This window comes from Streptomyces sp. NPDC087787 (assembly GCF_044743035.1).
GTDB lineage: Bacteria > Actinomycetota > Actinomycetes > Streptomycetales > Streptomycetaceae > Streptomyces.
In genome coordinates this window covers 1-3,022 of sequence record NZ_JBIUVQ010000060.1, presented here as the reverse complement: position 1 = coordinate 3,022, position 3,022 = coordinate 1, and the positions used below count along the sequence as shown (strand labels likewise).

At 67.9% G+C, this 3,022-nt stretch carries 3 protein-coding genes; 1 reads left to right on the top strand and 2 read right to left on the bottom strand.

Features of this window, described 5'->3' with window-relative positions; genetic code table 11:
• Positions 1-92: 92 nt before the first annotated feature.
• Complete coding sequence (locus ACIOWN_RS34445; RefSeq protein WP_401984470.1) at positions 93-260, bottom strand: transposase; 168 nt, start codon at positions 258-260, stop codon at positions 93-95.
• 145 nt (positions 261-405) lie between these two features.
• Here ACIOWN_RS34445 and ACIOWN_RS34440 point away from each other — a divergent pair, with 145 nt between their 5' ends.
• The gene (locus ACIOWN_RS34440; RefSeq protein ID WP_401984469.1) at positions 406-1,344 is read left to right on the top strand and encodes a MerR family transcriptional regulator; all 939 of its coding nucleotides are present in this window, start codon (positions 406-408) and stop codon (positions 1,342-1,344) included.
• Positions 1,345-1,918: 574 nt separating this feature from the next.
• Here ACIOWN_RS34440 and ACIOWN_RS34435 read toward each other — a convergent pair.
• The gene (locus ACIOWN_RS34435) at positions 1,919-2,629 is read right to left on the bottom strand and encodes a hypothetical protein (protein WP_401984467.1); all 711 of its coding nucleotides are present in this window, start codon (positions 2,627-2,629) and stop codon (positions 1,919-1,921) included.
• Positions 2,630-3,022: the final 393 nt, after the last annotated feature.

Here is a 3,022-nt window from a genome sequence, read left to right as displayed (position 1 = left end):
GCCTGCTGCGGTTGCTCTTGCTTCCCACCTGGCACTACTTCCTCTGGAACCTCACGTCCCAGTCTCCAGGTGTCCAACATCAAGGGGAAGCTTCATCCCTGCCTCAACGCAACACATTGCGTTGAGGCAAAAAATGCGGTCAGGTCGAAGTCCTTGGCGACCTGGCCGACCGAGCGGTCACCGCGTCCGCACAACTCGACGATCTCGGCCTTGAACTCCGGCGTGAACGAGCGGCGAGGACGAGGCTTCTTCTTCCCCATGCTCTCCATGGTGGACATCCTTCCGGGGACTCAACCCCTGATCTCAGATGTCCGCCAAAGCGGATCAAGCCCAGTCACGAGTGGTTGCCTGCTGGCAGGCGAAGGGACTTGAGTCTCCAGTAGGGGGAGACACAAAGGTGGGGACATGGACGGCGACACGCTCTACTCGATCGGCGAACTCGCTCGACGGACCGGTCTCACGGTCAAGACCATTCGGTTCTACTCCGATCGCGGAATCGTGGCGCCGACGGACCGCAGCCCGGCCGGCTACCGCCTCTACAGCATCGACGCCGTCGCACGCCTGGACCTCGTGCGGACCCTGCGCGAGCTGGGACTGGACCTTCCCACAATCCGCAAGGTCGTGGACCGTGAGCTCTCGCTTCCCGAGGTCGCCGCAGCGCACGCCGAAGCACTGGCAGTGCAGATCCGCGTCCTGCGCCTGCAGCGCGCGGTGCTGACTGCGGTGGCCGAGCGCGGGTCCACACCTGAGGAGACGGAACTCATGCACCGGCTGGCCCAGCTTTCCGAGGACGAACGCAGACGTCTGATCGGCGATTTCCTCAACGCCGTCTTCGGCGGTCTTGACGCCGCCCCCGCATTCGCGGGGGTCATGCGCTCGATGACCCCCGAGTTGCCCGACAACCCGGAGGCAGAGCAGGTCCAGGCGTGGGTGGAGCTGGCCGAAATGTCCCTGGACCCGGGTTTCCGCGCCGCCGTGCGGCGGATGGCCGAGGACCAGGCAGCCGAGCAGACCCGAAGCGACATGATGGGCCCGCGCCGCGACATCGCCGCAGCCGTCCGTGACCAGGCCGGCCCGGCCCTGACCGCAGGCATCGACCCGGCCTCACCCCAGGCCGATCCGATCGTCGCGGAGTTCACGGCGCACTACGCGCACCTCCTCGGCCGCCCCGACGACGTCGAGCTTCGCCGCCGGCTGGCGACTCGGCTGGAGAGGGTGAACGACCCACGCAGGGAGCGATACCTCCAGCTGCTCGCAGTGGTCAACGGCTGGCCGGCCCCGGAGAGTCTGGCTCCAGTGTTCGATTGGTCCGTCCAGGCTCTGCGCGTCCGGACACAGCAATGACGGGGCGGTCGCAAGGCGGCATGACGCGGACGCGGCTGGCGTTGGGTGAAAACGCCGCCGCACATGAACGGTTGATGAGTGCCCCCGATCGTACTTCAGGTGGCCACGTCGCCGGTCTATCCCGCTCTCGTTCTTCGCCCCCGGCACATGGAGGACGTTGCCGCGTTGGTCGAGGTGAGCCGGGATCCCGCACTGCGCCAGGGGCGAGCTCTGTCGTGGACAACGATACCGACGCGGCACGCTGGGTGCAGGCTCAGCAGCAGGGCTGGGCACCGGGGGACCGGTTCGGCTTCGCCGCCTTGAGGCACAACCCGGTTCAGTTCACGAACAGTTGGTGGGCAGCGTGGTCCTCGAGGAAGTCACCTCCGGCAAACCCGCGGCCGAAGTGGGCTACTGGACCGCGGCGCCCGCTCGCGAGCGGGGAGCGGCCCCCCGCGCTCTGGAGGCGCGCACCAGCTGGGCCTTCGACACCTTCGAAGCCGACGGGCTAGAGCATCTCGAACTCCCGCACCAGATGGACAACGCATGGCCGACCAGCGGGACGAGAACGGGAAACGGCCCTGGTCGATATCGATCAACAGCAGCCGGTCTTCTTCGGCAGGTCGATCCCGGCACGTCGTTCGCGGCCTCCCCCGGAGGGCGCGGCAGGCCCGCCCAGTTCCAGGGCGTCCGCGAGCACCCGGCGCAGTTCGGGCACCGTCGGATGCACACCGACGTGGACCCGGCGCGCCCGGGCCGGGTGCGGCAGCTGGGACAGGGCGTACTGCAACGCAACGGTCTTGCCCTGGCCGGCGTCGCCGTACAAACACACCACCGCCCCGACCGCGGCCGCGTGCGCGACCGTCCGCAACGCCGAGCGAACGGCAGGTGTGTGCACCACCTGGGCGCCCGGGACCAGGACCGGGACCTGCGCCAGATGCTTCTGCTCCCGCAGAAACACCTGCCCACCGCCGCCTTTCTCGGCCACGACGTTCAGGCCGAGCTCGCTGAGCGGATCGGGTCTGCGTGACCCGGCCACCTCAGGTTCCCGCTCGACCATCAACGCCCGGCCCGCCCGGCGGTCCCTGCGGATCACCCGGTGCAGTGTCGACGCCGACGGCACCGAGGCCCCGCCGCTGGCAGCGGCCAGCCGGCGCCTCAGCTCAGCGACATTCCCTCCGACCTCGCCCAGCAGCGCCCACACCTCGTCCGACACCGCATACCCCTGCCGGACCGGCGCCTCCAACTGCCCGGTCGTCTTGGCCTGCTCCAGCCAGCGCCACACCGTACGCTCAGAAACACCCACCGTCTCAGCGACCGCACGCACATGCCGGGTCTACAACTCCCCCGCCTGCTGCCGCTCCAGCAGACGACGCACCACCAGCCCCCTGGGCAGCACAGGCCCACGACCGGCCCTTACCTCTTGATCCACCCCACGATCACACCGGCCCGGCCCACCTCACCGCATAAGAACTCTCAAACCTGAGACACCATCAGCTGCCATGCGATAAAGCCCCACGACAGCGTTCCCACCCCTCAATCTCTCACCTCATGACAGCGGCCCACCTACCCACAAACACCCACTGACCAGTGAACCTTCCCCTTGGGGTCTGTCAAACGAGCGGTGTAACCAGGGTGGTTGGGGTTACTGACGGGCTGCGGAGAGTCGGCCGTCGAAGGTGATGTCGAAGGCGTTCAG